Annotated in this window: 18 protein-coding genes and 1 pseudogene; 4 read left to right on the top strand and 15 right to left on the bottom strand. The window is 61.5% G+C overall.

Annotated features, from left to right (window positions below):
* The 3 genes from DBR24_RS06575 to DBR24_RS06565 form a co-directional block, all read right to left on the bottom strand.
* Positions 1 to 924 (bottom strand): PLP-dependent aminotransferase family protein (locus DBR24_RS06575; RefSeq protein ID WP_146188975.1); only part of this gene is annotated, 924 nt, incomplete at its 3' end.
* A gap of 279 nt (positions 925 to 1,203) precedes the next feature.
* A complete protein-coding gene (gene ccoG / locus DBR24_RS06570) occupies positions 1,204 to 2,634 on the bottom strand; it encodes a cytochrome c oxidase accessory protein CcoG (RefSeq protein ID WP_123469201.1) in 1,431 nt (476 codons plus the stop codon).
* A gap of 195 nt (positions 2,635 to 2,829) precedes the next feature.
* Entirely contained in the window at positions 2,830 to 3,078 is a 249-nt protein-coding gene (locus DBR24_RS06565; RefSeq protein WP_128614270.1) for a DUF3203 family protein, read from the bottom strand.
* A 123-nt stretch (positions 3,079 to 3,201) separates the two neighbouring features.
* On the opposite strand from DBR24_RS06565, the gene DBR24_RS06560 reads away from it, so the two are divergent.
* Entirely contained in the window at positions 3,202 to 3,714 is a 513-nt protein-coding gene (locus DBR24_RS06560) for an MgtC/SapB family protein (RefSeq protein WP_123469073.1), read from the top strand.
* Positions 3,715 to 3,765: 51 nt separating this feature from the next.
* Here DBR24_RS06560 and DBR24_RS31005 read toward each other — a convergent pair whose 3' ends face one another.
* The gene (locus DBR24_RS31005; protein WP_177490452.1) at positions 3,766 to 3,924 is read right to left on the bottom strand and encodes a hypothetical protein; all 159 of its coding nucleotides are present in this window, start codon (positions 3,922 to 3,924) and stop codon (positions 3,766 to 3,768) included.
* A 218-nt stretch (positions 3,925 to 4,142) separates the two neighbouring features.
* Here DBR24_RS31005 and DBR24_RS06555 point away from each other — a divergent pair, with 218 nt between their 5' ends.
* The 3 genes from DBR24_RS06555 to glgB all read left to right on the top strand — a co-directional run bounded on the left by DBR24_RS06555 (position 4,143) and on the right by glgB (position 11,894).
* Positions 4,143 to 6,140, top strand: coding sequence for an alpha-1,4-glucan--maltose-1-phosphate maltosyltransferase (locus DBR24_RS06555; RefSeq protein WP_128614269.1), 1,998 nt, complete (start codon positions 4,143 to 4,145; stop codon positions 6,138 to 6,140).
* A 178-nt stretch (positions 6,141 to 6,318) separates the two neighbouring features.
* A complete protein-coding gene (gene treS / locus DBR24_RS06550; RefSeq protein WP_128614268.1) occupies positions 6,319 to 9,660 on the top strand; it encodes a maltose alpha-D-glucosyltransferase in 3,342 nt (1,113 codons plus the stop codon).
* A 2-nt stretch (positions 9,661 to 9,662) separates the two neighbouring features.
* A complete protein-coding gene (glgB, locus tag DBR24_RS06545; protein ID WP_128614267.1) occupies positions 9,663 to 11,894 on the top strand; it encodes a 1,4-alpha-glucan branching protein GlgB in 2,232 nt (743 codons plus the stop codon).
* A gap of 64 nt (positions 11,895 to 11,958) precedes the next feature.
* Here glgB and DBR24_RS06540 read toward each other — a convergent pair whose 3' ends face one another.
* From DBR24_RS06540 to DBR24_RS06490, 11 genes and pseudogenes are all read right to left on the bottom strand, one after another.
* A complete protein-coding gene (locus DBR24_RS06540) occupies positions 11,959 to 13,026 on the bottom strand; it encodes an autotransporter outer membrane beta-barrel domain-containing protein (protein WP_128614266.1) in 1,068 nt (355 codons plus the stop codon).
* A gap of 321 nt (positions 13,027 to 13,347) precedes the next feature.
* Positions 13,348 to 13,608, bottom strand: a pseudogene (locus DBR24_RS06535) (autotransporter outer membrane beta-barrel domain-containing protein); the annotation flags it as partial.
* Positions 13,609 to 13,633: 25 nt separating this feature from the next.
* A complete protein-coding gene (locus DBR24_RS06530; protein ID WP_128614265.1) occupies positions 13,634 to 14,416 on the bottom strand; it encodes an endonuclease/exonuclease/phosphatase family protein in 783 nt (260 codons plus the stop codon).
* A gap of 147 nt (positions 14,417 to 14,563) precedes the next feature.
* Positions 14,564 to 15,322: a PIG-L deacetylase family protein gene (locus DBR24_RS06525; RefSeq protein ID WP_128614264.1), complete on the bottom strand. Its 759-nt coding sequence runs from the start codon at positions 15,320 to 15,322 to the stop codon at positions 14,564 to 14,566.
* Between the two features lie 184 nt (positions 15,323 to 15,506).
* A complete protein-coding gene (locus DBR24_RS06520; protein ID WP_128614263.1) occupies positions 15,507 to 16,166 on the bottom strand; it encodes a glycosyltransferase family 2 protein in 660 nt (219 codons plus the stop codon).
* Positions 16,163 to 16,762, bottom strand: a complete 600-nt coding sequence (locus tag DBR24_RS06515) for an SAM-dependent methyltransferase (protein WP_128614262.1) — start codon at positions 16,760 to 16,762, stop codon at positions 16,163 to 16,165. Before DBR24_RS06515 ends, DBR24_RS06520 begins: the two co-directional genes overlap by 4 nt.
* Complete coding sequence (locus tag DBR24_RS06510; RefSeq protein ID WP_128614261.1) at positions 16,759 to 17,517, bottom strand: PIG-L deacetylase family protein; 759 nt, start codon at positions 17,515 to 17,517, stop codon at positions 16,759 to 16,761. Before DBR24_RS06510 ends, DBR24_RS06515 begins: the two co-directional genes overlap by 4 nt.
* The gene (locus DBR24_RS06505) at positions 17,514 to 18,512 is read right to left on the bottom strand and encodes an acyl-CoA dehydrogenase (RefSeq protein ID WP_128614260.1); all 999 of its coding nucleotides are present in this window, start codon (positions 18,510 to 18,512) and stop codon (positions 17,514 to 17,516) included. The genes DBR24_RS06510 and DBR24_RS06505 overlap by 4 nt, the downstream gene beginning before the upstream one ends.
* 1 nt (position 18,513) lies before the next feature.
* Positions 18,514 to 20,673, bottom strand: coding sequence for a glycogen debranching protein GlgX (glgX, locus tag DBR24_RS06500; protein WP_123469053.1), 2,160 nt, complete (start codon positions 20,671 to 20,673; stop codon positions 18,514 to 18,516).
* 310 nt (positions 20,674 to 20,983) lie between these two features.
* Positions 20,984 to 21,304: a DUF2934 domain-containing protein gene (locus DBR24_RS06495; protein WP_128614259.1), complete on the bottom strand. Its 321-nt coding sequence runs from the start codon at positions 21,302 to 21,304 to the stop codon at positions 20,984 to 20,986.
* Between the two features lie 27 nt (positions 21,305 to 21,331).
* Positions 21,332 to 24,100 (bottom strand): malto-oligosyltrehalose synthase, encoded by a 2,769-nt coding sequence (locus DBR24_RS06490; protein WP_128614258.1) that lies wholly within the window; start codon positions 24,098 to 24,100, stop codon positions 21,332 to 21,334.
* Between the last annotated feature and the right edge of the window lie 24 nt (positions 24,101 to 24,124).

Here is a 24,124-nt window from a genome sequence, read left to right as displayed (position 1 = left end):
GTGCATCACCAGCCCTTCGGTGTCGAAGGCCTTGGCCGGTTTCGGCGCCTGCTGGCCGTAATAGAGTTCGGCGTACACGTCATCCTCGATCAGCGGCACCTGATGTCGGCGCAGCAGTTCCACCAGTTCCTGTTTCTTCGCCTCGGGCATGGTTGCTCCCATCGGGTTCTGGAAACTGGTCATGCACCAGCAGGCCTTGATCGGATGTCGCTCCAGCGTCTGTGCAAGCACGCCGAGGTCGATACCGTCGCGTGGGTGCACGGGAATTTCCACCGCTTTGAGTTTCAGCCGCTCCAGCACTTGCAGGCTGGCATAAAACGCCGGGGCCTCGATGGCGACCAGGTCGCCTGGCTCGGTCACCGCTTGCAGGCACAGGTTCAGCGCTTCCAGGGCGCCGTTGGTGATCAGCAGTTCTTCCATCGGCAGCATCAGTCCGCCGACCATGTAGCGCAGGGCGATCTGCCGGCGCAGTTGCGGGTTGCCCGGCGACATGTCGGTGACCACCATGCGCGGGTCCATTTCCCGGGCGGCGCTGGCCAGTGACCGCGACAGGCGTTGCAGCGGGAACAGCGTCGGGCTGGGGAACGCCGAGCCGAAGGGCACGGTGCTCGGGTCCTTGATCGATTCGAGCACCGAGAACACCAGCTCGCTGACGTCGACTTCGGTGGAGTCGTTGACATGGCTGCTGATCACCGGCTCCGAGAACGGGCTCGGCGCATGGGTGTTGACGAAGTAGCCGGAACGCGGCCGGGCGCGGATCAGGCCGCGGCGTTCCAGCAGGTAATAAGCCTGGAACACCGTGGATGGGCTGACCCCGTAGGTCTGGCTCGCGTAGCGCACCGACGGCACCCGCTGGCCGGGGCCTAGGACGCCGGAGCGGATCAGTTCAGCGATGTCGTCGGCGAATTTTTCGTAGCGTTTCATCGAGGAGCCTTGGTGCTGGTTGATGATGAGGTGTGTCAGGAGAACTGCCCCTCACCCTAACCCTCTCCCAGAGGGAGAGGGGACTGAATGGGGGGATGCTTGCGAACTACACCGACCTGAAAGTGCTTTGCTGAATCCACAATCGACTCAGCCTGAAAAGTGCTTTGCTGAATCCATAATCGACTCGGTCTGTCAGGTCGATGTATAGCGACAGACACCTCGGTCGGCTCCCTCTCCCTCCGGGAGAGGGCTGGGGTGAGGGGAAAGGATTCTAACGGCTCAACGATTCATCGGCGCCACAAACCTGCTTTTCGCCACGCTATAAATCTCGGGCTCATCGCTGTCGGCAATCTTGAAACTCAAGGTCTGTGAACTGCTGGCCGGACGCTCCGTGGTCATCGCCACCGACACCGGCACATCAACAATCTCGCCCGGCGCCAGGCTCAGTTCGGTCTTGCCTTGCAACTGGAAACCGTCGCCATCGACCAGGCTCAGGTTGTAGGCCTGCCGCTGCTGGGTCTTGTTGATGACCTTGAGGGTGTAGATGTTCTCGATCTGGCCCTGGCCGTTCTCACGGAACAGCCCGCGATCCTTGGTCACGTCCAGCGACACCATCGGCCGTTCGACCAGCGCCATGGCCAGCGCGCCGATCATCACCAGCAGCACCGCGACATAGCCGATCAGACGCGGACGCAGCAAATGGGTCTTGCCCCCCTGCAATTCCCGTTCGGAACTGTAGCGGATCAAACCGCGCGGGTAGTTCATTTTGTCCATGATCGAATCGCAGGCGTCGATGCACGCTGCGCAACCGATGCACTCCATCTGCAGGCCATCGCGGATGTCGATGCCAGTCGGGCAAACCTGCACGCACAACTGGCAGTCGATGCAGTCACCGAGGCCGGCCTCGGCGGGTTTCACCTCGCGCTTGCGCGGGCCACGGTTTTCGCCACGGGCCACGTCGTACGAAATCGCCAGGGTGTCCTTGTCGAACATCACGCTCTGGAACCGCGCATACGGGCACATGTGCATGCACACCGCTTCCCGCAGCCAGCCGGCATTGATGTAGGTGGCAGCGGTGAAGAACAGCACCCAGAACAGGCTGACGCCACCGATGTGCAAGGTCAGCAGTTCTTCGGCCAGCGGCCGGATCGGGGTGAAGTAGCCGACAAAGGTCAGTCCGGTCATCACGCTGATCGCCAGCCACAACGTGTGCTTGGCGGCGCGTCGGGCCAGTTTGTTCAGGCTCCACGGCGCTGCTTGCAGCTTGATCCGCTGGTTGCGTTCGCCTTCGGTGATTTTCTCGCACCACATGAAAATCCACGTCCACGAACTCTGTGGGCAGGTGTAACCGCACCAGACCCGCCCGGCGAACACGGTGATGGCGAACAGGCCGAACGCGGCAATGATCAGCAACGCCGAGAGCAGGATGAAATCCTGCGGCCAGAAGGTCGCGCCGAAGATATGGAATTTGCTTTCGGAAAGATCCCAGAGCACGGCCTGACGACCGCCCCAGTTCAGCCACACGGTGCCGAAGAACAGCAGAAACAGAAACCCCGCGCCGCTCATGCGCAACGTGCGGAACAGGCCAGTGAAGCTGCGGGTGTGAATCTGCTTGTCAGTGGAGCCGGCCTTCGCCTTCATCGGGCGACCCGGTACATTTTTTATAGTGGGGCTTGCTTCTACGGTTCGGACGGGAATTTGTTCGCTCATGGTCATTCGCTCATCAGCCTCCATCAGGCCAGCGCACTATGAGCGTCGATCTGTTTGCATAACAGACTCAGGTATTTCAATAAAAAGCGGATCAGATGAGATTCTGTGCAACGCCTGCGACAACTTGAAGCAGCCCGCAAACAAAGGCGCAAACGCCTATATCAGACGTTTGCGCGAGGTGTTGATCAAGGTCAGTCAAATCACCGAACCACTCTCGTCAGCCTTCAAGTGCTTGCGACCGTCTCTGGCGCCTGCAACGGTCAATTCGTCGGCTTCTGCTTCGGTGATGTACACGCGCCGGCCCTCTATTTCCACGAACGACATGGCTTTGTCGCTGTCCGTGCGGACTTCCAGGGTGTCGCAAATGCGGATTTCTTCGCCATTCTCGACCGTGAAAAAACACACTTTTTGTTCGGGATTGGATTCATCGACTCGAAGGGGCATGAGGGCAGTCCTTTTTTCAGGGGGGTCTGAAAGGTTAGGGCACAGGCTTCGCCGATCGTTCTGCGCAACTGATTAATGGTCGCCGCTGTCCATCGTTTATACAGCCAATAACAAGGACTCCCTATGAACGCGTGGTGGCATGAAGTGTGGGAAACCCTGCAGGCGGAATTCGCCGACATCGGTGATGCGTCGCAGTTGACGCGGATCACCGTGCGTCTGCTGATGGCAGCGATTCTTGGGGGCATCCTCGGTTTCGAGCGCGAACACAAGGGCAAGGCTGCCGGGGTGCGCACGCACATGCTGGTGGCGCTCGGTGCGGCGCTGTTCGTGCTGGTGCCGCAGACGTCCGGCGCTGAATCTGACGCGATGAGTCGAGTGCTGCAAGGGGTGATTGCCGGGATCGGTTTTCTCGGTGCCGGCACCATCCTGAAAAACCGCGAAGGTGATGAAGGCCACGTGAAGGGCCTGACGACGGCGGCGGGGTTGTGGATGACCGCAGCCATTGGTGTGGCAACCGGGTTGGGCAGAGAGGCGACGGCGCTGTTCAGTACGTTGCTGGCGTTGGGGATCTTCAGCGTGATGCCGCGAATTGTCCGAGTGTTCGAAAAGGACGATGAGCAGAACAGACACCTGTAGGAGCTGCCGAAGGCTGCTCCTACATGAGCCATATCAGCGCGCAGGGAAGAGTCAGACGATAACCGGTGGCATCGTCGTCGGCGGTTCTTCCTTGGCCGGTGGCGTGGTGCCTGGCGGTTCCTGCTCGGGCACCGGTTGCGGTTCTGTCTCCGGCAGGGTGGGTTTGTCGATGTTCGGATCAGGCGTTTCGGCCGGGATCGGGATGTTCATCAGGGGGACCTCCGTGTGGCACATGGCGTGAGAAGTGCTTAAGTGGATTGACCACCTTGCGGCGAAAACGATCCGCTTTTTCGCACAGGCAAATCACTGTGAACTTTTCCCGGCGCCAGTCGCTCGGAACCTAGGTGAGTTCATTCCGGGGCAGGCGCTTTGTCGCGCACGCTGATCCGGCACAAGAGCGTCCTTGGGGCGTTAAGGAGAGATGCTCGATGACTGCTGAAAAACCTTCAGAGCTGAGCTACAACCCGCACATGCCGCTGTCGCAGGCGTTGCTGTTGCCGCGCATCGTTATCGAAAACACCATGCCGACCCTCGATGGCGGGCAGTTCGCCGTGAAGTCGATTGCCGGTCGTGAGGTGGTGGTTACCAGCAAGGTCTTCGCCGATGGCCACGACAAGCTGGCGGTGCGCATCCGCTGGCGCGAGGAAGGCGAGGACACGTGGCAAAGCGAAGTCATGGCCGATCAGGGCAATAACGGCTGGCGCGGCCAGTTCCGGCCCGAGCATCAGGGCCGCTATCTGTATTGCATCGAAGCGTGGATCGATCATTTCGCCAGTTTTCAGTACGAACTGGAGAAGAAGCATACCGCCGCGGTGCCCGTCTCCCTGGAGCTGCAGGAAGGCCGGAGCATGGTGCAACAAGCCGCCGAACGCAGCGAAGGCCAGCTCAGCGAACAGCTGGCCGCGTTGCACCATGAATTGTCCGGGTTGCTCGAAACCGAGCAGGTCGCGCTGTTTCTGCACTCGCGCAGTGCGCAACTGATGGCGCAGGCCGATCACCGCGCCTACCTGAGCGTCAGTCCCGAGTTCCCCGTGGACGTCGAACGCGAGCTGGCCGAGTTTGCCAGTTGGTACGAGCTGTTTCCCCGCTCGATCACCGACGATCCCGCTCGCCACGGCACCTTTAATGATGTGCACGCACGATTGCCGATGATTCAGGACATGGGCTTCGACGTGCTGTACTTCACGCCGATCCATCCGATCGGCCGCGCTCACCGCAAGGGCCGCAACAATTCCCTGACGGCAGCCCCGGATGATCCGGGCAGCCCTTATGCCATCGGCAGCGAGGAGGGCGGTCACGAGGCGATTCACTCGCAACTTGGCACCCGTGAGGACTTCCGCCGCCTGGTCGCTGCTGCCGCCGATCATGGCCTGGAAATCGCCCTCGACTTCGCTATCCAGTGTTCCCAGGATCACCCTTGGCTCAAACAGCATCCGGGCTGGTTCAACTGGCGTCCGGACGGCACGATCAAATACGCGGAAAACCCGCCGAAGAAATACCAGGACATCGTCAACGTCGACTTCTATGCGCCGGACGCGATTCCGAGCCTGTGGGTCGAATTGCGCGACATTGTCGTTGGCTGGGTCGAGGAGGGCGTGAAGATCTTCCGTGTCGACAACCCGCACACCAAACCATTGCCCTTCTGGCAATGGCTGATTGCCGACGTGCGCGCGCTGTACCCGGAAGTAATCTTCCTCGCCGAAGCCTTCACCACGCCGGCGATGATGGCGCGCCTGGGCAAGGTCGGTTACACCCAGAGCTACACCTACTTCACCTGGCGCAACACCAAGGCTGAGCTGGCCACGTATTTCACCGAACTGAATGAATCGCCGTGGCGCGAGTGCTACCGGCCGAATTTTTTCGTCAATACCCCGGACATAAACCCGGCGTTTCTGCATGAGTCGGGGCGCCCGGGTTTCCTGATCCGTGCGGCGCTGGCGACGATGGGTTCGGGCTTGTGGGGCATGTATTCCGGGTATGAGCTGTGCGAGTCGGCACCGGTGCCGGGCAAGGAGGAATACCTCGATTCTGAGAAGTACGAGATTCGCGTCCGCGATTTCACTGCCCCCGGCAACATCATTGCCGAAATTGCCCAGCTCAACCGTATACGCCGGCAGAACCCGGCGCTGCACACGCACCTGGGGCTGAAGGTCTACAACGCGTGGAACGACAACATTCTGTATTTCGGCAAGCGCAGCGCGGACGGCAGCAACTTCATTCTGGTGGCGGTCAGCCTCGATCCGCACAACGTGCAGGAAGCGAATTTTGAACTGCCGTTGTGGGAAATGGGTCTGCCCGATGACGCCACTACGCACGGCGAAGATTTGATGAACGGGCACCGCTGGGACTGGCACGGTAAATACCAGTTCATGCGCATTGATCCGGGGTATCAGCCGTTCGGTATCTGGCGGATTACGGCCCCTTAAACCATGTGCCAAACAGTGTGGCGAGGGGATTTATCCCCGTTGGGCTGCGAAGCGGCCCCGCTTTTTTTCAGCTGTCACATGTTGTCTGAATTGACGACTGCTGCGCAGCCGAACGGGGATCAATCCCCTCGCCACAGGGGTGACCCTGTGGCATCAGAGAATTCAGCAGGAGTTTCAAATGGCGAAGAAACCCAAGGCAGCCACATTCATCAAAGACCCGCTCTGGTACAAGGACGCGGTGATTTATCAGGTACACGTCAAATCGTTTTTCGACTCCAATAATGACGGCATCGGCGATTTTCCCGGGCTGATCGCCAAGCTCGATTACATTGCCGAACTCGGCGTCAATACCATCTGGCTCCTGCCTTTCTATCCCTCGCCACGTCGTGACGACGGCTACGACATCGCTGAATACCGTGGCGTCCACAGCGATTACGGGACGATGGCCGACGCCAAACGCTTTATCGCCGAGGCGCACAAACGCGGCTTGCGGGTGATCACCGAGCTGGTCATCAACCACACCTCCGACCAGCACCCGTGGTTTCAGCGGGCGCGCAAGGCCAAGCCCGGTTCGGCGGCGCGGGACTTCTACGTATGGTCGGATGACGACCAGAAATACGACGGCACCCGCATCATTTTCCTCGACACCGAAAAGTCCAACTGGACCTGGGACCCGGTCGCCGGCCAGTACTTCTGGCACCGCTTCTATTCGCACCAGCCGGACCTCAACTTCGACAACCCGCAAGTGATGAAAGCCGTGCTGTCGGTGATGCGTTACTGGCTGGACATGGGCATCGACGGCCTGCGCCTCGACGCCATTCCGTACCTGATCGAGCGCGACGGCACCAACAACGAAAACCTGCCCGAGACCCACGACGTCCTCAAGCAGATCCGCGCCGAAATCGACGCCAATTACCCTGACCGCATGCTGCTGGCCGAAGCCAACCAATGGCCGGAAGACACCCAGCTGTACTTCGGTGACACCGATGCCGCAGGTGTCAACGGTGACGAATGCCACATGGCCTTTCACTTCCCGCTGATGCCGCGCATGTACATGGCGCTAGCCCAGGAAGATCGTTTCCCGATCACCGACATTCTGCGTCAGACACCGGAGATTCCCGCCAACTGTCAATGGGCGATCTTCCTGCGCAATCACGATGAACTGACGCTGGAAATGGTCACCGACAAGGAGCGCGATTACCTGTGGAATTACTACGCGGCTGACCGTCGGGCGCGGATCAACCTCGGTATCCGCCGGCGCCTGGCGCCGTTGATGGAACGTGATCGCCGTCGCGTCGAACTGCTGAACAGTCTGCTGCTGTCGATGCCGGGCACGCCGACCCTGTATTACGGCGATGAAATCGGCATGGGCGACAACATTTACCTTGGCGACCGCGACGGCGTGCGTACGCCGATGCAATGGTCGATCGACCGCAACGGTGGCTTCTCCCGCGCCGATCCGGCCAGTCTGGTGCTGCCGCCGATCATGGACCCGCAGTACGGCTATCTGTCGGTCAACGTCGAAACCCAGGCCGGTGATCCGCACTCGCTGCTCAACTGGACGCGGCGCATGCTCGCTGTGCGTAAACAGTCCAAGGCGTTCGGCCGTGGCACGCTGAAAATGCTTTCGCCGAGCAACCGGCGGATTCTGGCGTACACCCGCGAATTCACCGACGCCGACGGCAAGCACGAGATCATTCTCTGCGTGGCCAACGTTTCACGCAGCGCACAAGCGGCGGAGCTGGATCTGTCGGCCTACGTCGGCATGGTGCCGGTGGAGATGCTCGGCGGTAACGCGTTCCCGCCGATCGGCCAGCTGAATTTCCTGCTGACCCTGGCGCCGTACGGCTTCTACTGGTTTGCCCTGGCCGCGGAAAACCAGATGCCGAGCTGGCATGTAGAACCGGCGCAAAGCCTGCCGGACTTCACCACGCTGGTGCTGAAAAAGCGCATGGAAGAACTGCTCGAAGCACCTTCGCGCGCGACGCTGGAGCAAGGCATTCTGCCGAGCTGGCTGCAAAACCGCCGCTGGTTCGCCGGCAAGGATGCGGCCGTCGACAAGGTGCATCTGGCTTACGGCGTGCGCTTCGGCGATGCCCAGCATCCGGTACTGCTCAGCGAAATCGAAGTGACCCGCGGCGGGCAGACCAGCCGTTATCAATTGCCGTTCGGCTTTATCTCCGAAGATCAGGTCGGGCCGGCGTTGCCGCAGCAATTGGCTTTGGCCCGTGTACGGCGCGTGCGTCAGGTCGGTCTGATCACCGATGCGTTCAGCCTCGAAGCGTTTATTCGCGCTGTGCTGCAAGGCATGCAGAACAACACTGTGCTGGAATCGACCGAGGGCGAGATCCGTTTCGCGCCGACGCCGCTGCTGGAGACGCTCGGCCTCGGTGCCGAATCGGAAGTGCGCTATCTGTCGGCCGAACAGTCGAACAGTTCGGTGGTGATCGGCAATAGCCTGGTGCTCAAGCTGATACGTAAAGTCGCTTCTGGCGTACACCCGGAACTGGAGATGAGCGCTTACCTGACCGAGGCCGGATTTGCCAATATCTCTCCACTGCTGGGTTCGGTCATCCGTCGCGATGCCCAGGGCGAGGACAATCTGTTGATGATCGCCCAAGGCTATCTGAGCAATCAGGGCGACGCCTGGGAATGGACACAAAACAACCTCGAACGGGCGCTGCGCGATGAACTCGCCGATGCCATGTCCGAGCAGGAACAGCATTACAACGCCTTGGGCGAGTTGCGCGATTTCGCCGGGATGCTCGGTCAGCGGCTGGGCGAAATGCACAAGGTGCTCGCTGCGCCGACCGACAACCCCGACTTCGCGCCGCAGGTGTCAACCGCCAAGGATGCGCAGGCGACCGGCAAGGATATCGCTGCCCAGGTCGAGCACGCGTTGAAACTGCTCAAGCAGCATCAGGGCGAGCTCAACGCGGCGGACCAGACGCTGGTGAAGACGCTGCTGGACGAGAAAAAAACCATTCTCGGCCACGTGCAGGATCTGGCGAAAAAAGCCGTCGGCGGTCTGCAGATTCGCGTCCACGGCGATCTGCATTTGGGCCAGGTGCTGGTGATCAAGGGCGATGCCTACCTGATCGACTTCGAAGGCGAACCGGCGCGGCCGTTGAGCGAACGCCGAGGCAAGCACAGTCCGTACAAGGATGTCAGTGGCGTGCTGCGTTCCTTCGATTACGCGGCGGCGATGACCATCAACGTGCACAACGTCGATCACAGCGCCGACTCCGAAGCGGCGCGACATCGCGTTGCGCAACGGTACCTGCGTGAGGCCCGTGAGGCATTTGTCGAGGCATATCGTCAGGCGGCAGCTAGTCTTGAACATGCCTGGCAAGATCCTGAAGGTGCCGATGCCGCACTGGCGTTGTTCGGTCTGGAGAAAGCGGCCTATGAAGTGGCCTATGAAGCCGAAAATCGCCCGACGTGGCTGCCCGTGCCGTTGCACGGTTTGTATGGGTTATTGACGGGGCTTAAACCCTTTTCCGATCTTGGTGGAGAGTAGTCATGAGTTTCTCGAACAAGGAACAGGGTTCAGCGAAAGAAGCACTGCTGCCGGGGGCGAAAGACATCGACGCCCTGGTACGCGCGGAACATCACGACCCGTTTTCGATTCTTGGCCCCCACGGCGATGGCGCCGGTGGGCAGTTCATTCGCGCCTATTTACCGGGGGCGTTGAGCGTGGTGGTGCTGGACAAGGACTCGGGCGATGAGCGCGGTCCGTTGCAACAGACTGAAACACCGGGGTTGTTTGTCGGTCACTTTGATCAGGCGCGGCCATACTTGCTGCGCACGCGTTGGGCCGGTGGCGAACAGGTCGCCGAGGACCCTTACAGCTTTGGCCCGTTGCTCGGTGAAATGGACTTATATCTGTTCGCCGAGGGCAATCATCGCGACCTCAGTGCCTGCCTCGGTGCGCAACTGAAAACCGTCGATGGCGTCGACGGTGTGCGCTTTGCCGTGTGGGCACCGAATGCCCGGCGGGTGTCGGTGGTCGGCGATTTCAACGTCTGGGACGGGCGCCGGCATCCGATGCGTCTGCGTCATCCGTCCGGGGTCTGGGAGTTGTTCATCCCGCGTCTGCAAGCGGGCGAGTTGTATAAATACGAAATTCTCGGGGCCCATGGGATTCTGCCGCTCAAGGCCGATCCGATGGCGCTGGCCACCAGCCTGCCACCGGACACCGCCTCGAAAGTCGCCGCGCCCCTGCAAGTCGACTGGCAGGACCACGACTGGATGAACGGCCGTGGCGAGCGGCAGAAACATTCGGCACCGCTGTCGATCTACGAACTGCACGCGGGCTCGTGGCAGTGCGAACTGGATGATCTGGGCGAGGTGGCCCGTCAGTACACCTGGCCGGAACTGGCTGAACGCGTGATTCCGTACGTCAAGGAGCTGGGCTTTACCCACATCGAGCTGATGCCGATCATGGAGCACCCGTTCGGCGGTTCCTGGGGTTATCAGTTGCTGTCGCAATTCGCCCCGAGCGCGCGCTACGGCACACCGGAGCAGTTCGCCGAGTTCGTCAACGCCTGCCACCAGGCCGACATCGGGGTGATTCTCGACTGGGTGCCGGCGCATTTTCCCACCGATACTCACGGGCTGGCGCAATTCGACGGCACGGCGTTATACGAGTATGGCAACCCACTGGAGGGGTTCCATCAGGATTGGGATACGCTGATCTACAACCTCGGGCGCACCGAAGTGCATGGCTACATGCTTGCATCGGCGCTGCACTGGTTGAAGCATTTCCACATTGATGGCCTGCGCGTCGATGCCGTGGCCTCGATGCTCTATCGCGACTATTCGCGCAAAGCCGGCGAATGGGTGCCGAACCGGCATGGCGGTCGGGAGAATCTGGAAGCCATCGACTTCCTGCGGCATTTGAACGATGTGGTGCATCTGGAAGCGCCGGGGGCCCTGGTGATCGCCGAGGAATCCACCGCATGGCCGGGCGTCAGCCAGAGCACCCAGCAGGGCGGGCTCGGTTTCGCCTACAAATGGAACATGGGCTGGATGCACGATTCGCTGCACTACATTCAGCAGGATCCGGTGTACCGCGCCCATCACCACAATGAATTGAGTTTCGGTCTGGTCTACGCCTGGTCAGAGCGTTTCATCCTGCCGATCTCCCACGACGAAGTGGTGCACGGCAAGCATTCGCTGATCGACAAGATGCCCGGCGACCGCTGGCAGAAATTCGCCAACCTGCGCGCTTATCTGAGCTTCATGTGGACCCACCCGGGCAAGAAACTGCTGTTCATGGGGTGCGAGTTTGGCCAGTGGCGCGAGTGGAACCACGATCAGCAGCTCGACTGGTACCTGCTGCAGTATTCGGAACACAAGGGCGTGCAGAAACTGGTGGGTGACCTCAATCGCCTGTACCGCGAAGAGCCGGCGCTGCACGACCAGGACGACGCACCGCAGGGCTTCCAGTGGTTGATTGGCGACGATGCGATCAACAGCGTCTACGCCTGGCTGCGCTGGAGCAAGGACGGTCAACCGGTGCTGGTGGTGGCCAACTTCACACCGGTGCCGCGTCAGTCGTATCGAGTGGGGGTGCCGTTTGCCGGGCGCTGGAGCGAATTGCTCAACAGCGATGCCGACACCTACGCCGGTTCCAATTATGGCAATGGCGGCGGGGCGTTTACCGAAGAAGTGCCGAGCCATGGCCAGTCATTGTCGCTGGAACTGAATCTGCCGCCGCTAGCGGTGCTGATTCTTAAACCGGGGGCTTGATCCAGGCGCCGAAAAACCTGTGGGAGCAAACGTGCTCCCACAGGAATTTCCGGTGATCTGAAAATCACCAGCGCATGCGCACCCCAAGGCTGCCAATCAGCCCATTCAAATCATTGTCATCCACATCGCTGCTGTAATCCGCGCTCACATACAGACTGACCACCGGTGTCACCCGCGCCACCAGGCCCAGGCCCAGCTCGACGGTTGAAGACTTGCGACTGCTGCTGATTTTGTCGACTTGATCCAGGGTCACCGTGCTGCCCGTGTACACCGTGTGCCACAGGTTGGTGCGCACGTAGGGTTCGACCGGCAGACCGTTCAAATCGTAACTGCCTTTCAGGCGCGCGCCGACGCGGCCGCTCCACGCGGTCAGATCGGTGGATGACGCGTTGCCGGAGCCGGCGTAAGGCGTGTCGAGGGTGATGCGTTGATTGATCAATTGCGCCTGGGGTTCGACCACCCAGTTTTCACTCAAGCCAATTGGAAAACCGCCCTCCACCGAGAAGGTCATCGCGTGGCCTTCGGTGGCCTGGCGTGCGCCTTGTTCATTGCGACTGAAACCGCTGACCCGACCACCGCTGGCCGACAGATCGACATGCCAGCCCAGTGCACCGATCAGGCTGTAATAGGCACCGAGGCTCTGACCTTGCAGGTTGAGGGTGTCACGGGTCGGGTCGGACAGGGCGCGGCTGGTGATCACGCCGTTGCCGTTGGCCTGAATCTCGTTGAAACCACCCATCAGACCGATGGTCTGGGTATGGCTGCCGCTTTGCAGGGTCAGCACCGCCGGGCCTTTGAAATCACCGCTGCCGGGTGTGGCGAAACCCGAAGACAGCACATCGGTTTGCGCCTGACGTGCACTGCGTCCATACAACTCGTCCCACGCTGAGGGTGCGAGGTCTTCGGTGATCAGGCGCGTGCCTTGCAGATCGGGCCGTGGACTGAAGCGTTGCGCATTCGGGGTGATCACGGTCGTGGGCAGGGTTAGCACTTGCGCATCCGCGCGATACCACGGGGTGGTTTCATCCGCCGCAGGACCGGCCTGCGCCTCCATGGATGAGCACAGCAAGATTGAACTCGACACTGTGCAGAAAGTGATTTTGATCTCGTGTGGGGTGATTGAAGTTTTCATGGAGGTCTACCTTGCGGGCGCATGCGATATCTCGATGTGGCGTCTCTCCTACCCCGAACGAGGGGCGACCGAATGGAGCGGGGCGAACCGTGGCCGCTCGATTTCGCGAGTGCCCGAGGGTCGCCCCGGATAGTGTTTCCGGGGGTAGTAAGGTAGAGATAAGGAGAGTCGCGCCCGTACGTCAAGAAATTGAACGATGAGCGGTAGTGGTAAATCGACAGTCGCAAGCGTTTGTTTTTCTGCACATAACTAAGTGTTTGTTTGCATGGAAGAACACGATCAAAGTGCCGGAGTAGAGAGGTTCAATTGCCGACGGAAGGTCTACCAGCTGAGGCGAATACCCACATTGCCGACCACGCCGCGCAGGTCATTACTGTCAATATTGCTACTGTAATCGGTGCTGGCGTAAACGCTGACGGCGCGATCGAGCGTTAACACCACGCCCAGGCCCAAGTCCGCCGTCGAGGACTTCTGCTCGGTGGTGATCACGTCATTGTCGCCAAATGTCACCGAGTCGGTGCCGGAAAAGGTCTGCCACAGATTGGCGCGCACATACGGTTCCACCGGCAGACCGCTGACTTGACGAGTTGTATTGCCGCAAGCGCCATTACAAATGCACTTCTACGGCCAGCGGCAAATGGTCCGACAGGTGCGTCCACGGCTTGTTACCGAGGATCTTCGGGGCGTGACTGCTGGCATTGCGCAGGTAGATCCGGTCCAGTCGCAGCAATGGAAATCGTGCCGGGTAGGTCTTGGCCGGGCGCCCGTGATGGCGTTCGAAAGCTTCATGCAGGTAGTCACGCCGGGCGAGGGCGGCGTTGCCCTGCAACTGCCAGTCGTTGAAGTCTCCGGCGATGATGACCGGTGCATCGTCGGGTAACGATTCGAGCAACTGGCAAAGCAGTTGCAACTGCAATTGGCGGTGGCTTTCCAGCAGGCTCAGATGCACGCAGATCGCATGGACTTCGGCATGCCCCGGCACATCCAGCACACAGTGCAGCAGGCCACGGCGTTCGGGACCGGTGATCGACACATCAAGGTTGCGGTATTCGCGGATCGGGTATTTGGACAGTAATGCATTGCCGTGATGACCATCGGGGTACACGGCGTTGCGCCCGTAGGCAAAATCGCTCCACATGCTGTCGGCGAGGAATTCGTATTGCGAGGTTTGTGGCCATTCGTTGTAGCGGTTCGAATGCCGCTCGTGTTCGCCGACCACTTCTTGCAAAAACACCAGATCGGCCGAGGTACTGCGCACCGCCTCGCGTAATTCCGGGAGAATGAAGCGCCGGTTCAGCGCGGTGAAGCCCTTGTGGGTATTGACCGTGAGCACCCGCAGGCGATGAATGACTGGCGCGTCGACCACATGACGCTTGGGATCGCTGGACACGTTCGCTCCTCTGAATTCTGTCTTCCTGTACATGCGACTGATGCGGGTGGCTGGCAGTTCCTCCAATTGCTCGCGCAAACACCTGCAGGCGCAGCCTTCGGCAACGCCTACAGGATATTGGGTCGGGCTGAGAGTTTTTTGCAGGGCTCAGACGAAGACGATTTCGTAGGGCAGGCGCATTCTTTCGAGGATCACCGGCGGCAACATCGGCGCAATGCCGATCGCCGGTTCGCCCTTGAGCTGGCTGGCGTAGGCGTGGGTGGCGTGGCTTTTGCGCGCGACGGTCCAGGTGTCGAGGCGCAGTTTGCGCGCGCGTTCCCAGGGAATCAGTGCATGGTCGCGCTCCGGCCAGTGCCAGGCCCAGACCGGTACGTCGTGGAAGGTCGCCCCGGCCAATTCTGCGGCTCTGGCGGCGGCGTGGCCAACCGCTTCGTGATCGTCGTTGCCATCCCCGCGCCAGGTGCTGAACACGGCATCGCCGGGGCGCAGGTAACGGCCGATGAAGGCCACCAGTTCGTTTTCCTTTTCGCGCAGGGCGTTATCGGTGAAGCCGCCGCGCACCCATTTCAGGCTGTGCATCGGCAAGCCGAGGCGGCGCAAGGCTTCGACACTTTCCTGGGGGCGGAACACGCTCAGGCGTTTTTCCGACCATTGTCGGGAGCCGGGATGGCTGGCGCTGCCGTCGGTGATCGACAGCAATTGCAACGGGTGGCCAAGGCCGGCGAGCAATTGCAGCAGGCCACCGCAGGTGACCACTTCATCGCCGGGGTGCGGGGCAATCACCACCGCACGGGCGCCGGCGGGCACCAGGCTATGGGTATTGATGACGGGAATGTTGTCGAGTTGGGCGGCGCTGTTCCAGATTTGCGCCGAGGGACTGTTTTCGCTGAGGGATAACGGTTTCATGGGTGCGACGTCCTTGTTGTGTCTGGCCCTCAGTCGGTGGCGTGGCCGCAATGGCCCGGCGCGTCCGACCCGTGAAGGCGGATTGTTTGCCATGCGACGCTCCGAACCCTGGATTGCCGCGCAGCAGAGTATTGCCCATGAAGTTAAATTCGTCGCGTCGCAGATTGATCTGATCCGGTTTTTTTTATTCCAGGTGTGCCAGATGTCGCAGATAGTCACCAAATCCTCCCCGTGCCCGGCTGTCGAGGCGGGCGCTGGTGCGGACCTGCGGGCGATGGCTCCAGGCGATGTTCGCCCCGGACAGTTCCAGCTCGCGTACCAATTGCACGTCTTCGTCGCAAGCCAGCGGTTTAAAGCCTCCGGCCCAGCGATAGGCGTCGGCGCTGATGCCCAGATTGGCACCATGAATGTGCCGATGGCCGTCGCAGGCCCGGTAATGACGGTGGTAACGAATTTGCGCGGCCTCGTCGAAGGATTCGTCCCAGCGCTCGACCGTCACCGTGCCACACACGGCGTCTGCCCCGAGGCCCAACTGCGCCACCAGCCAGTCATCGGCCACACGACTGTCGGCGTCGGTACAGGAGATCCAGCGTGCGCCGCGCTCCAGCAACATGTGCGCCCCGGCAGCCCGGGCCTGACCGACATTGCGCGCCTCGATGTGCAGGCTCAGCACCGGGTATTGGCTGACGATGTGCGCCGAGCGGTCGGTGCAACTGTCGAGCACCACCAGCACTTCCACCGGTTCGCCAGCGAGCAGTCCGTGCTTGCTGGCGCGCAGGGCGGCGCTGAGGCTCTCGTCGAGCAGCGCTTCTTCGTTGTGTGCGGGAATCAGAATGCCGATCATCGCAAGCCCTCCAATGCTGCGACCGAGCGCGGTTCGCGGCTCCACAGCTCGAGGATGAAATCCGCTTCCTGATGCAGCACCAGGCGTGGCAGATGCAGGTGTTCGTGGATCAGGTCATGGACCTGTCGGGCGTTCAACGGACAGCCGTCGATGGGCGGGCGCCAGTGGCAGGCCAGCAGTTGTCCGTCGGCCGTCAGGGAATCACTGATCCGCCGGATCACTTCTGTCAGATCGGTACGGTCGAGGTAGTAGCCGATTTCGCTAAATACAATCAGGTCGAATTTTTCTTCCGGCCAGTCGCCGGGCAGACGGTTTTGACGGACTTCGGCATGGTCGAACAGGCTCAATCGGGTACGCGCCAGATTCACCGCCGCGTTCGCAGTGTCGCAACACAACAGACGATCGCAACGCCCGGCCAGCTCGGCGCTCAGCTCGCCATTGGCACAACCCGGCTCGAAGATCGCCCGATAGTGCGGACGTGGCAGCGCCGCGAGGGTGATCGCGCGTTTGCGTTGCTCGTACCAGCGTTGGCGAAACGCCCACGGGTCGTCGTTGCCGGCGAACAGGCCGTCGAAATAACGATCGTCGACACTCACAGGAACACCACTTCGAAAGGTTGCAGCAGGCGATCAATCACATAGGGCGCCAACACCGGAGCCAGGCCGGCGTCGGGGTCGCCCTCCAGTTGACTGGCGAAGGCGTGCACCGCATGGCGTTTGCGCGCCACCTCGGCCGGTGTCAGGAGAATCTTGCGCGCCCGGCGCCACGGCACGCCGGCATCTTCCGGCGCGGCCCAGTGCCAGGTCCACACCGGTAATTCATGACAGGTCGCACCGACACGGCGGGCGGCATCGACGCTGGCGCGGCCGACCGCTTCGTGATCGCTGTGGCCATCTTCGCGCCATGTGGTGAACAGCACATCGTCGGCGCGCAAATGACTTTCAATGAAAGCGCTCAGCGCCTGTTCCTGAGCGGCCACCAAGGTGTCGGTGAAGCCACCACGCAGCCACTTCAGACTGTGCATCGGCAAGCCGAGGCGGCGCAGGGCTTCGGCCGATTCCTGCGGGCGCATCACGCTGAGGCGTTCCACCGGCCAGCGTTGCGAACCGGGATGGCTGGCGCTGCCGTCGGTGACGGAAATCAACTGCATCGAACGGCCCGCCGTGGCGAGCAATTGCAGCAAACCACCGCAACCGAGCACTTCGTCGTCCGGGTGCGGGGCGACGATCACGGCGCGTGCACCGGGCGGCACCAGTTCTTCGACCGTAATGTCTGGCACTTCAGCCAAACGTCTTGAACCCTGCCACTGATGCAGTGACGTGCCCTGGCCGACGATCGGATTGCTTCTCATAGCGACCAGACCTCGTCGGCTTGCCGGGTGACCAATTGACCGAGGGCGGCCAGATCGCGTTCGGCGTGGCTTTGACGCAGAAACACCGGCAGGTCGGCGACCAGACCGGCGAAATGCCGATCCTTGCAAAAATGCCCGGCCCCGAGCGCACGGCCGACTTCGCGGATCACTGACTCGGCCGACTGCTCGACCACGGCGCGGGCACGGCGGGCGAGCAGTTCGGCGTTGGCTTCGGGATGCGCGTCGATTTGGAGCGCGCTGAAGCGCAACACATCGGCGGCGGCCTGCAACGCACTGTCGACCGCGCCCAGATGGGCGAGGGCGTGAGGTTCTTCGCGTTGTGCGCAGTGCTGGCGCAGCGACTCGGCAAGCTGCCGCGCGGCACCGTACCAGCACGCGGCAATGCCGATCCCGCCCTGCCAGAAGCCTGGCCGTTGCAGGTAGTCGCCAGGACGGCCGATGGCCTGACCCTCGGCGTCTTCGAACACGACTTCGACGCTGCCGGTGGCACCCATGCCCACGGCGTGCCAGCCCTGATCGGTAATGCGCACCCCGGGTTGATCAAGGGCCACGGCCACCAGTTGCTGCTGATCGTTGCTGTCCCACGCCGTGAGCAAGGCATGGCTGAGCACCGAGGCACCGGAGCACCAGGCCTTGCGTCCGTTGAGCAACCCCATGTGCCCGGCGGGGGTGACCTTGACGCGCACCTGCGGCGGCTCGGCCGCCCACATCCCCCACGTACTGCCGGGTGTTGGCGTGCCGCCCAGTTGCTCGATGATCGCCTGTGCGTCGGTGTGGCCCTCATAGAGTTTGCACAGCCCCAGATCATGTCCGCCGACCTGGGCCAGGCGCTGAAAGCGTTCCAGCGTGTGCCCGCTGCCCGGTAACGGCAGCCGGTCCAGACCGGCCTCGACCATCGCCCGCAGGCAACTGCCGAGGGCGACGGTGTCGGGATAATCCGGCGGGCGGCGGGCAAGGTAGCGTTGCAGATCCATATCAGTCTTCTTCATCACGTTGCAGTTCGAACAGCAGCAGCGAACGGCCGGTGACCGAATATTCATGCCCGAATTCGAAGCGTTCCTGACCTCGGATCGACGGCTGATTGGTGTCGATCATGCAGGTCCAGAAACCGCCGTCAGGCACTTCCGGCAGGGTGAAGTTGACGATGTCGTGGTGCGCGTTGACCACCAGCAGCAGGGTCGCGTCGCCACCCTTGCGGCGAATTCCGGTTTCCTGGGCACGGCCATCGAGCAACATGCCCAGGCAACGGTTATGGGCGTCATGCCAGTGCTCGGTGGTCATTTCCGTCGCATCCGGCGCGAGCCAGGTGACGTCCTTGACGCCGATGTCCTCGTTGTACTCACCGACCAGGAAGCGTCCGCGACGCAGGATCGGATACGCCAGACGCAGCTTGATCAGGCGTTTGACGAATTTCAGCAGGGCCTTGCCGTCTTCGCTCAGGTCCCAGTTGACCCAGCCGATCTCGCTGTCCTGGCAGTAGGCATTGTTGTTGCCGTCCTGCGTACGGGCGAACTCGTCACCGGCGACGATCATCGGCGTGCCTTGCGCCAGCAACAGGGTGGCGAAGAAGTTGCGCATCTGTCGATGGCGCAGCGCGTTGATCTGCGGATCGTCGGTCGGGCCTTCGACGCCGTGGTTCCACGACAGGTTGTTGTTGCTGCCGTCCTGATTGTTCTCGTCGTTGGCCTCGTTGTGCTTGTCGTTGTACGACACCAGATCGTTGAGGGTGAAACCGTCGTGGGCGGTGATGAAGTTCACCGACGAATACGGCCGCCGTCCGCGCTGGTTGAACATTTCGCCGGAGGCGGTCATGCGACTGGCGAAGTCGGCGACCTGGCCGTCGTCACCTTTCCAGAACGCGCGCACGGTGTCGCGGAACTTGTCGTTCCACTCGACCCAGCCTGGCGGGAAATGACCCACCTGATAGCCGCCGGGGCCACAGTCCCACGGTTCGGCGATCATTTTCACCTGACGCAGTACCGGGTCTTGGCGACAGGCAACGAGGAAACTGTGACGCTCGTCGAAACCGTCGTGATAACGGCCGAGGATGGTCGCCAGGTCGAAACGGAAACCGTCGACGTGCATCTCGCTGGCCCAGTAGCGCAGTGAGTCGGTGACCATTTGCAGCACGCACGGGTGGCTCAGGTCCAGCGTGTTACCGGTGCCGGAATCGTTGATGTAGAAGCGCTTGTCGTCGGGCATCAGCCGGTAGTACGAGGCGTTGTCGATACCGCGCATCGACAGGGTCGGGCCTTGCTCGTTGCCCTCGGCGGTGTGGTTGTAGACCACGTCGAGGATCACTTCGAGGTTGGCTTCGTGCAGGTGCGCGACCATTTCCTTGAATTCGGCGATCTTGCCGCTGGCCAGGTAGCGCGGGTCCGGGGCGAAAAACGCGATGCTGTTGTAGCCCCAGTAGTTGGTCATGCCCTTGTGTAGCAAGTGCTGGTCATTGACGAACGCGTGGATCGGCAACAGTTCGACCGACGACACGCCGAGCTTGCGAATGTGCTCGAGCACGTCATCGACCATCAGACCGGCAAAGGTGCCCCGCACGTTTTCCGGCACCGACGGATGACGCATGCTGATGCCGCGCACGTGGGTTTCGTAAATGATGGTTTTGTCCCACGGCACGCTCACGCGGTGATCGTTGCCCCAGGTGTGCGCCGGGTCGATGACCTTGCACTTGGGCACGAAGGGCGCGCTGTCGCGTTCGTCGAAACTCAGGTCGGCATCGGGGTGGCCGATGGTGTAGCCGAACAGCGCTTCGGACCATTTCAACTCGCCGACCAATTGCTTGGCGTAGGGGTCGATGAGCAATTTGTTGTGGTTGAAGCGATGACCATTGGCCGGGTCATACGGGCCGTACACGCGATAACCGTAGATCATCCCCGGATGTGCATCGGGCAGATAGCCGTGGTAGATCTCGTCGGTGTATTCCGGCAGCTCGATGCGTTCGATTTCGACTTCGCCGGTATCGTCGAAGATGCACAGTTCGACCTTGGTGGCGTTGGCGGAAAACAGCGCAAAGTTCACCCCCAGGCCATCCCAGGTCGCACCGAGCGGGAAGGGCAGACCTTCACGGATTCTGGACGGCTCGGCGTGCGCGGCGGGCTCGGCTTTCTTTGGACTGGACATGATTGCTCCTGCAAATCGGGTTGGTTCGAATAACTGATCAACTGTGGGAACAGCATCGGTGGCGAGGGGATTTAGCGAAACGTCGCACCGCCCCGATCAGCTGCGAAGCAGTCGCAAAACCAGTGCACGCGGGATGTCTGACACATCACTGTTGCTGTTTTGCGGCCGCTGCGCGACTGATCGGGGACAAATCCCGTCACCACAGGCTTCTCTCCCTGACAGGGGTTATTTGAGGTTTCTTGAGGACGAGTTGTCCCTCGGTGGCGAGCGAACTCGCCACACGGTCGTTCAATTCAATAATCCGGGTGTGTCAGTTGGCCGGGGGCTTGCGTGGGGCCCGGGGCTTTTTCTCGGCGGCTTTTTCACCCGGCGGCACGACCTTGGCGGCGCTGGCCGGCTTGGCTTTAGCTGCCGCTGGTGCCTTGGGCTTGGCCGCCGGGGCCTTGGTGTCAACGCCTTTGCCGGCGGTTTTGCTGCTGGCGGCTTTCGGTGATTTCTTCGGCGCCAAAGCCTCGGCTTCAGCCAGTTTGCGCGCCATCTCCCAGTGGCGTGCTTCGTGACCTTCAGGTTTACCCTCTGATTCCCAGATCTGATAGGCGAACTCGCGGATGCGTTTATCGTCGGTACTCATCGCAATGCTCCTGAACTGAACTCGTCGTTACGTTAAGTGTTGGATAAAGAGATTGACCGGGACATCCCCCAGCGCTTCGCTGACATTCAGCTCCCTGTTTTTTGTGACTGCGGCGCTTTGAAAAAGTCCCTTCAGGTTTGTGTCGGAGGCGGCGAACGGTAAAACCACCCGCGTATCGCCCCAGCGCAGCGCATTGACCTGAGGGATAGCACCGTTTTCCAGCAGCGCCGCGCAGCGCACCGGGACGATCATGATGGCGTACGTCCCTTGGTGTTCACGGGCGAACGCCAGCACGTTGTGCGCCTGACTGCCGAGCACTTCCAGCGCCTGATAACGACCCCGGCGAAACAGCTCGGCATGCTCGGCACGAAGATTGAGCACCTCGGCGATCAACGCCTGCTTGATGCGCCCGTCACGCCAATTCGACAGCATTTGCTCAACCGGTGCAGGTGCCTGCAACGCCTGCGCCCGCGCGGCGTAATCCACCGGCCGACGGTTGTCCGGATCGACCAGGCTGAAGTCCCAGAACTCGTTGCCCTGATACAGATCCGGCACCCCCGGCACGGTCATGCGCAGCAAGGTTTGCGCCAGACTGTTGAGCGCGCCGGCCGCAGCGATGTTGTTGACGGTCTTGATCAGCGCCGCACGCAACAGCTCACCTTCATCCCCCGTCAGCAGTTTTTCGGTGAAGGACCGGGCGGCGTGCTCATAGCTTTCGTTCGGTGCGCTCCAGCTGCTTTGCAGCTTGGCCTCGCGCAAGGCTTTCTGTTGCCATTGCCAGATGCGTTTGGCGTAGTCGGCGAAACCCGTCTGATCGCCTTCGCGCAGTTCCAGCGGCCAACTGCCGAGCAACGCTTGGTAGAGGATCAGTTCATCGCCGGTCGAGGGCTGTTGATCGTCGCTGCGCACCGGCCGGGCGAGGGCGCGCCACAGCTCGATCTGCTCGGCGTACCAATGGCTGCGTTCGCTGAGCACGGCGAGCCGTGCGCGGGTGTCCTCACCGCGCTTGTGATCGTGGGTGGCGGTGGCCAGCAGGTTGTCGGGGAATTCGGCGAAGCGTTGCTGATTGACTGCGTGGAAATCGCTGAGCGGTGCACTGAACTGCTCGGTGTTGTAGCCGACGTCATTGCGCGACAGCAGCACCGCCGAGCGGTACAGCGCGGTGTCTTCCACGGCTTTGGCCGCCGCCGGCGAGGTCAATTGCTGGAAGCGTACGCACGCATGCTTGAGGATCTTGCGCGAGCGCCCGCGGGGTTTGCGCCGCCACGGCGTGCCACCGAGCCATGCGGCCACACAGTCGAGCACCGGCCAGTCGCCTTCGCCGAGGGTCTGCCGGGCACCGTCCATGGCCTGCTGGAAAAACACCTCATCCTGCGCGGAGCGGCCCATAGCGCCAATGTAAGTGCGGTACACCGGAAAGTGCACGATCAACGCCTGCAACACCCGGCGGATCGCGCCGAGGGTCAGGTCACGCGTCATCAGGTCATCGCGGGCCACCTGCAGCAGGGCCTGGGCAACGCTTTCAAAGTCACTGGCCAGCGAGCCGTTGAGGATCTGCTGGCGCGCCAGTTGCGCTTCTTCGATAAACGCGGCGGGGCGTTCGGTGCGCCGTTGCCACAACTCACCGAGGACGTGTTCGCCGTCCGGATCGTGTTGCAGCAGCGACAACTGGTTCATGAACTCGTAACCGGTGGTGCCGTTCACGGCCCAGTCACGGTGCAGGGTTTCGCCGGCACCGAGGATCTTCTCGACGTAGATCGGCAGATGCCGGCCCGGCGCGAGCAGGTCGAGGCGCCGGCGCAGCTTGCGGCAATAACCCCGGGGATCGGCGAGGCCGTCGATGTGGTCGATGCGTAAACCGTCGATCAGGCCTTCGCCGATCAGCTGGAAAATCTTGCCGTGGGTGGCTTCGAACACCGCCGGACGTTCGACGCGCAGACCGCCGAGTTCATTGATGTCGAAAAAGCGCCGCCAGTTGATGTCATCGGCAGCGGTGCGCCAGCTGGCGAGCCGATAGCTTTGTCGTTCGAGCAATTGATGCAGCCTTTGGAAGCCCGCTTCAGTGGTCGAGTCGTAAGCCTTGAGGGTGTCGTGAATCGCTGCAAGGATCGACGGTTCAGTCGCCAGTTCTCGCAACTCGTCTTTCAACGGCATGGCCAGCGCATGGGCGTCGCTTTGGTAACTGAGGGTACTGAACCGCTCGGCCAGAGACTTCAGGGCTTGCGGCGACTTGAGCAGCTCGGCGTAATCGCTCGGGCAGATCGGGAAGTGATGATCATAGTGTTCGACGTAAAAGCTGCCGCGCTGCGGATTGAACAACAGTTTCAGCGTGCCTTCCTGCAGGGCGACGCCGTAGTCGCTGCCAAGAAACGGCAGCAGCAGTTGGCCTTCCATGAGCGGGTCCGGCGAATGCCACTGGATGTCGAAGAACTCGCCGTAAGGGCTCAAGCGTCCCCATTCGAGCAAGTCCAGCCACCACGGATTGTCGCTGCCGCCAACGGCCATGTGGTTGGAGACGATGTCGAGGATCAGCCCCATGTTGTGTTCGCGCAGGGTGCTGACCAGACGCCGCAGCGCCGGTTCGCCGCCGAGTTCCGGATTGACCTGGGTCGGGTCGACCACGTCGTAGCCGTGCATTGAACCGGCCCGGGCCGCGAGCAGGGGCGAGGCGTAAATGTGGCTGATGCCGAGGCGGGCGAAATACGGCACCAGCGGCACCGCTTGCTCCAGGGTAAAGCCTTTATGAAATTGCAGGCGCAGGGTTGCGCGCAATGGCTGGATTTGCGTCGGGCTCATTGGTCACGCTCGGCAGCCTGGAGA

The sequence above is a fragment of the Pseudomonas sp. HMWF006 genome, assembly GCF_003061205.1.
Lineage (GTDB): Bacteria > Pseudomonadota > Gammaproteobacteria > Pseudomonadales > Pseudomonadaceae > Aquipseudomonas > Aquipseudomonas monsensis.
This window is presented reverse-complemented; position numbering and strand designations above follow the sequence as displayed.

Excerpts from the sequence above, each read along its gene's own strand:
- ccoG (WP_123469201.1), bottom strand. The coding sequence starts at position 2,634 with ATGAGCGAACAAATTCCCGTCCGAACCGTAGAAGCAAGCCCCACTATA.
- DBR24_RS06565 (WP_128614270.1), bottom strand. The coding sequence starts at position 3,078 with ATGCCCCTTCGAGTCGATGAATCCAATCCCGAACAAAAAGTGTGTTTT.
- DBR24_RS06560 (WP_123469073.1), top strand. The coding sequence starts at position 3,202 with ATGAACGCGTGGTGGCATGAAGTGTGGGAAACCCTGCAGGCGGAATTC.
- DBR24_RS31005 (WP_177490452.1), bottom strand. The coding sequence starts at position 3,924 with ATGAACATCCCGATCCCGGCCGAAACGCCTGATCCGAACATCGACAAA.
- DBR24_RS06555 (WP_128614269.1), top strand. The coding sequence starts at position 4,143 with ATGACTGCTGAAAAACCTTCAGAGCTGAGCTACAACCCGCACATGCCG.
- treS (WP_128614268.1), top strand. The coding sequence starts at position 6,319 with ATGGCGAAGAAACCCAAGGCAGCCACATTCATCAAAGACCCGCTCTGG.
- glgB (WP_128614267.1), top strand. The coding sequence starts at position 9,663 with ATGAGTTTCTCGAACAAGGAACAGGGTTCAGCGAAAGAAGCACTGCTG.
- DBR24_RS06540 (WP_128614266.1), bottom strand. The coding sequence starts at position 13,026 with ATGAAAACTTCAATCACCCCACACGAGATCAAAATCACTTTCTGCACA.
- DBR24_RS06525 (WP_128614264.1), bottom strand. The coding sequence starts at position 15,322 with ATGAAACCGTTATCCCTCAGCGAAAACAGTCCCTCGGCGCAAATCTGG.
- DBR24_RS06520 (WP_128614263.1), bottom strand. The coding sequence starts at position 16,166 with ATGATCGGCATTCTGATTCCCGCACACAACGAAGAAGCGCTGCTCGAC.
- DBR24_RS06510 (WP_128614261.1), bottom strand. The coding sequence starts at position 17,517 with ATGAGAAGCAATCCGATCGTCGGCCAGGGCACGTCACTGCATCAGTGG.
- DBR24_RS06505 (WP_128614260.1), bottom strand. The coding sequence starts at position 18,512 with ATGGATCTGCAACGCTACCTTGCCCGCCGCCCGCCGGATTATCCCGAC.
- glgX (WP_123469053.1), bottom strand. The coding sequence starts at position 20,673 with ATGTCCAGTCCAAAGAAAGCCGAGCCCGCCGCGCACGCCGAGCCGTCC.
- DBR24_RS06495 (WP_128614259.1), bottom strand. The coding sequence starts at position 21,304 with ATGAGTACCGACGATAAACGCATCCGCGAGTTCGCCTATCAGATCTGG.
- DBR24_RS06490 (WP_128614258.1), bottom strand. The coding sequence starts at position 24,100 with ATGAGCCCGACGCAAATCCAGCCATTGCGCGCAACCCTGCGCCTGCAA.